Annotated in this window: 7 protein-coding genes; 4 read left to right on the top strand and 3 right to left on the bottom strand. The window is 69.1% G+C overall.

The features are described from left to right. The 4 genes from KDH83_RS29310 to KDH83_RS29295 form a co-directional block, all read left to right on the top strand. Positions 1-658 (top strand): DUF502 domain-containing protein (locus KDH83_RS29310; RefSeq protein ID WP_212322276.1); only part of this gene is annotated, 658 nt, incomplete at its 5' end. Positions 659-687: 29 nt separating this feature from the next. Next, positions 688-933, top strand: coding sequence for an RNA-binding S4 domain-containing protein (locus KDH83_RS29305; RefSeq protein ID WP_212322274.1), 246 nt, complete (start codon positions 688-690; stop codon positions 931-933). A gap of 34 nt (positions 934-967) precedes the next feature. Then, entirely contained in the window at positions 968-1,543 is a 576-nt protein-coding gene (locus KDH83_RS29300; protein WP_212322272.1) for a restriction endonuclease, read from the top strand. Between the two features lie 15 nt (positions 1,544-1,558). Then, positions 1,559-1,936, top strand: coding sequence for a DUF2784 domain-containing protein (locus KDH83_RS29295; protein ID WP_212322270.1), 378 nt, complete (start codon positions 1,559-1,561; stop codon positions 1,934-1,936). A gap of 112 nt (positions 1,937-2,048) precedes the next feature. Here KDH83_RS29295 and KDH83_RS29290 read toward each other — a convergent pair whose 3' ends face one another. The 3 genes from KDH83_RS29290 to KDH83_RS29280 all read right to left on the bottom strand — a co-directional run bounded on the left by KDH83_RS29290 (position 2,049) and on the right by KDH83_RS29280 (position 5,125). Continuing rightward, positions 2,049-2,453, bottom strand: coding sequence for a DUF6157 family protein (locus tag KDH83_RS29290; protein ID WP_212322268.1), 405 nt, complete (start codon positions 2,451-2,453; stop codon positions 2,049-2,051). A 35-nt stretch (positions 2,454-2,488) separates the two neighbouring features. Continuing rightward, positions 2,489-3,619 carry an acyl-CoA dehydrogenase family protein gene (locus KDH83_RS29285; protein WP_212322266.1) on the bottom strand — a complete coding sequence of 377 codons (1,131 nt, stop codon included), beginning with the start codon at positions 3,617-3,619 and terminating at the stop codon, positions 2,489-2,491. Between the two features lie 195 nt (positions 3,620-3,814). After that, positions 3,815-5,125 carry a hypothetical protein gene (locus tag KDH83_RS29280; RefSeq protein WP_212322264.1) on the bottom strand — a complete coding sequence of 437 codons (1,311 nt, stop codon included), beginning with the start codon at positions 5,123-5,125 and terminating at the stop codon, positions 3,815-3,817. Between the last annotated feature and the right edge of the window lie 58 nt (positions 5,126-5,183).

Raw genomic sequence — 5,183 nt, 5'->3', positions numbered from 1 at the left:
CTATAAATACTTCTTCCGTGGCCTGATCACGGTCCTGCCCCTGGCCCTGACGGTATACCTGCTGTATATCTTCCTGGCCTGGACCGAAGCCGTGGCGCTGACCTTCCTGCGCCCATTCATCGGCGGCTTCTACGTGCCGGGCATGGGCCTGGCCCTGGGCATCCTGGGCATCCTGCTGATCGGCTACCTGGTGTCCAAGGAGCGCGTCAAGCGCGTCCTGGCGCTCGTCGAAACGCCCTTCACCAACCTGCCCGTCGTCAAGAGCATCTATTCCTCGCTCAAGAGCTTCGCCGACTATTTCTCGCCCAGCGCCAAGACCAATGCGCAGCAGGTCGTGATCCTGCGCATTCCCGGCCAGCAGCTGGAACTGGTCGGCCTGGTGACCCGGCGCAACATGGACGGCCTGCCCGAAGGCTTCAGCCCGGGCGCGCGCGTGGCGGTCTACCTGCCCATGGGCTACATGATTGGCGGCTACACCGTGTTCGTGCCGCAGGAATGGGTGCAGCCGATCCAGATGTCGGTGGAGGAAGCCATGCGCTCCTCGCTGATCGCCTGGATGGCGCGCGCCGAGCCCAGCGCCCGCGCGCCCGGCGACGTGCCTTCGGCCGGCAACCCGCCGCCGCCCGCCAATCCGCCGGCCGCCAATGGTCCGGCCTGACGTCCGCCTTCCTGCATATTTCCCTCGCCATGCCCATCATCGAATTCACGCTCGCGCCCGGCTGTCCTTATATTGAAGTGAACCAGCTGCTCAAGGCCACCGGCGCCTGCGACAGCGGCGGCGCCGGCAAGATGCTCGTCGCCGAGGGGCATGTGAGCGTGGGCGGCGTGGTCGAGCACCGCAAGACCGCCAAGATCCGCGCCGGCCAGATCGTCGACATCGGCGACCTGCGCATCGTGGTGCGCGACGGCGACGACGCCGACGCCGCGGCCTGACCCCGCCCCTGCCACCCACCGAGCCCGATCCGCCATGAAATTCAAGATGCCCAGGAATTCCATCTTCGCGGTGCTGCTGCGCTCGCCCTGGTGGATCAGCGCGGCCATCGCGGTGCTGCTGAGCGTGGGCGGTTTCGCCGCGCTGCCGCTGGAATACGCGGCCATGGGCGTGTTCGCCGCCATCCCCTTCGCCGTGATCGCCATCATGGCGGCCTGGAAGCAGTTGCGCGCGCCGTCCGAGACGCGCGTGCAGGCCGTGGCGCAGGCCGCCGCAGCGATGTCCTGGACGGATTTTTCCCGCACGGTGCAAGCCGGCTTTCAGCGCGACGGCTGCGAGGTCGAACGCCTGCAGGCGCCCGGCGCCGATTTCGCCCTGAGCAAGGACGGCCACGTCGCCATCGTCGGCGCCCGGCGCTGGAAGGCGGCGCGCGTCGGCGTCGAGCCCTTGCGCGAACTGCAGGCCGAACGCGAACGCCGCGGCGCGCGCGAAGCCATCTGCATCGCCCTGGGCGAGGTGCCCGACACCGCCTTGCAATACGCGCGCGCAAACGGCGTCTCGCTGATGCAGGCGCCCGAGCTGGCCAAGCTGCTGCGCGACCTGAAGACCTGATCGCGGACCATCATCGTGCTCTACCGCGCGCTCGCCGACCTGGTGCTGGCATTCCATGCTGCCTTCATCGCCTTCGTGATGTTCGGCGGCCTGCTGGCATTGTGGCGTCCACGCCTGGCGTGGCTGCACCTGCCCGCGCTGGCCTGGGGCGCCTTGGTGATCGGGATGGGCTGGCTCTGTCCGCTGACGCCGCTGGAAAACGCGCTACGCGCGCGCGCTGGCCAGCAAGGCTATGCCGGCGGCTTCATCGAGCACTATCTGACCGCCGCCATCTATCCGGACGGGCTGACCCGCGAGACGCAGATCGTGCTGGCCACCTTGCTGATCGCCGGCAATCTCGTCGTCTATGGAGTGTGGCTGCGGCGCCAGCGAACCGCGCGGCACGGCCGGTAGGTGCGCCTGGTAGATGCGCCCGCAAAGTCCGCCCGGTAGTTGCATCCGGTAGTTGCGTCCGGTAGTCATCGCCGCTGATCGCGACCCGCGATCCAGCAAGGCAAGAACACCCCTATCCGGCCCGGCTGCTGCGCATGCCCGGCACCACCTTCAATGCCTGGTCGGCCGCCAGCCGGCGGTAGGCGTCCGTTTCCACCCCCACCAGCGCCACTTTGCCCTGCCCGTCGTGATGCAGGCCCCAGCCGAATTGCTTGACCAGCGGCGAGGCCCGCAGGCACGCCTGCGACCGGGCGAAGAAGGCATCCCAGGCCGCCTTGCGGCCGGCCTGGTCGATGCCCTGCCGGCTCGCATGCACTTCGAACAGCAGTTCGTCGCTGGTGTAGCGATACGGCGCGTCGCGCAGCAAACCGTATTGCAGGGCCGCCACCGTGCCCGGCCTGGCGGGCGCCACGCCCGCCCGCGCCTTGCTGTCGGCCGATGCAAGAATGAAGGTATCGACGTAGTTGGTGGTGCCCACGAGCGACGCTCCGGCGGGTGTGGAAGGAACGGCGTTCAGGCCAGGCTGCGGGCGATCACCAGGCGTTGGATGTCGCTGGTGCCCTCGTAGATCTGGCAAACGCGCACGTCGCGATAGATGCGTTCGACCGGGAAGTCCTTCAGGTAGCCATAGCCGCCCAGCGTCTGGATCGCCGCCGAGCAGACCTGCTCGGCCATCTCGGACGCATACAGCTTGGCCATCGAGGCTTCGGTCAGCGCCGGCCTGCCGGCCTCGCGCAGCGCCGCCGCGTGCAGCACCATCTGCCTTGCCGCGTGGATGCGCGTGACCATGTCGGCCAGGCGGAAGGCCACGGCCTGGTGCTCCATGATGGGCTTGCCGAAGGCCTGCCGGTCGCGCGCATAGTCGCGCGCGCACTCGAAGGCCGCGCGCGCCATGCCCACCGACTGCGAGGCGATGCCGATGCGGCCGCCTTCCAGGTTGGCCAGCGCGATCTTGTAGCCCTGGCCTTCCTCACCCAGCCGCCAGGCGGCCGGGATGCGCATGTCCTCGAAGGCGATCTGGCAGGTGTCGGACAGATTCTGGCCGAGCTTGTCCTCGACGCGCACGACCTGGTAGCCCGGGGTGTCGGTCGGCACGATGAAGGCCGAGATGCCGCGCTTGCCGGCGTCCGGGTCGGTGACGGCGAACACGATCACGGTCTGGCCGGTGCGCCCGGACGTGATGAACTGCTTGGCGCCGTTGATCACGTAGTGGTCGCCATCGCGGCGCGCGCGGGTGCGCAGGCTGCTGGCGTCCGAACCGGCCTGCGGCTCGGTCAGCGCGAAGCCGCCGATATGCTCGCCGCGCGCCAGCGGTCGCAGGAAGCGTTCCTTCTGTTCGTCGGTGCCGAATTTCAGGATCGGCATGCAGGCCACGGAGTTGTGCACGCTCATGATGGTGGAGCAGGCGCCGTTGCCGGCCGCGATCTCCTCCAGCGCCACGGCGTAGGACAGATAGCCGCTGGCGTTGCCGTCCCATTCCTCGGGCACCAGCATGCCGAAGAAGCCCAGCTCCGCCATCTCGCGGATCGCCTCGGCGGGGTACTCGTGCTCGCGGTCCCAGCGTTCGGATCCGAGCGCCAGGCGCTCCTGGGCGAAACGGCGCGCCATCTCCTGGACGCTCTGCTGCTCTTCGGTCAATAACATGCTTGTCTCCTGTCTATTCTCGAAGCGGCCCGGCGCGGGATCGGCGCCGGCCGGCGGGTTCGGATGTGCCTGGACAGCCTGTCATGCAGGCGCCGCACGACTGCGAGAATACACCGCCGGCCGCCGGCCCGGGGCTGGCCGGCGCCATGGCGGCCAGGGGCGGATTTCTTGCGGGCGCATCTGCGGGACGGCAGACTAGGTGCACTGCCAGAAATGTCCGCTGACGCGGCAATGAGCGCACCAGAAGCTGTAGTTGCAACCGCCGCTGCCCCACATCCATTCGTTGCCGTCGTCCTGCGGCAGGTCCGAGTCCAGCTGGAAGGCGAAGGACATCTTGTGGCCGCAATCGGGGCAAGGCGGATACCAGGCCTGCTGCACCCAGCTGGGCGCGCCGCCGACGCGGCTCAGGTTCTGCTGGCCGTTCGAGTCGCCCCAGTCCTGCCAGGCCCAGCGCGCGGGCGCCTCGAACAGCGTGACCTCGGCCGACGCCAGCGGTTCGGCGGGAAACTGCGGCTCGATCGCCACGTCCTTGCGCTGCGTGGGATGGGCTTGCGGCAGGCCCTCGGCGTCATGCCGATAGAACAGCGTAGATTCCTCCCAACCCAGGCAGGACAGGCAGACGCCGAAGCTCAGCGGGCCGTCGCAGGCGACGCCGGCGCGCGCCGGCTGATCGAGCGACAGCAGGCGATGCAGCGGGCCATGGCACAGGCCGCAAGTACCCGGCAATGCGCCGCCCATGCCCGCCTGCTGCGCCGCCGTGGCGTCCTTGCCGGGGCCGTCGAAGCGCTTCCAGGTCGGATGCAGCGCGCGGATCTCGCGCCGCCACGCCGGTTGCGAGGCGTCCATGTGACGGCGCTGCGCGGCGCTGGCGGAGATGTGCAGCGGGCGGCTGTCATGCAGAGGCCGCAGTCCGCCCTCTTCCAGCGCGTAGCCCAGCAGGTCCATCCAGGCCTCCTGGTCCATGTCCGGCTGTCCGGCGCAGGCCCGGCGCCAGGCCTCCAGCGTCACGTCGGGCAGGCGCGCATGCAGCAAGGCCACGGCGCGGCTGCGCCGCAACGTTTCGTCGGTCTCGCCATCCAGCCGGTCCAACCATTCATGCGCCGTGGCCGCGTCCATCGCGCGCCAGGCGAAGTCCGCGTAGTAGCGCGGCCCGCCGGCTTCGGCGCGCGTCGCCGCCAGCAGCTGCTCCCAGCGACCAGAATACAGTTCAGGCCATTGCAGCGCCGCCGAATCCAGCACCTCTTCCATCGCCTCGCCGTGCTTGCCGTCCTGCGCATCCTGCCAGACCCGCCGCAGCGTGGCGGCATACGATGCATCGTCCATCAGATCCAGCGCGGTATCGATGAAGGTCGAGTGCTTCTGCCCGCTGTCCAGGAAGCCCAGCACCAGCTCGCCCAACGCGGCCGGATCCTCGCGCCGCAGCGCCAGCACCTGTGCCATCGGGTCGTTGTTGTTCTTCCAGCCCAGGCTGGCATAGGCTTGCAGGATTTCAGCGGGAGTCATCATGGTTGCGGGCCGCGCGCGCGGCCGTTGGGTTCAGGAGGCGGACGCCGCGCCTGCGCGC

Origin of the sequence: Achromobacter sp. Marseille-Q0513 (assembly GCF_018195695.1) — a bacterium.
In the GTDB taxonomy this organism is placed as follows: domain Bacteria; phylum Pseudomonadota; class Gammaproteobacteria; order Burkholderiales; family Burkholderiaceae_B; genus Achromobacter.
The sequence above is the reverse complement of the archived record's forward strand: the minus strand, read 5'-3'. Positions and strand labels throughout refer to the sequence as shown.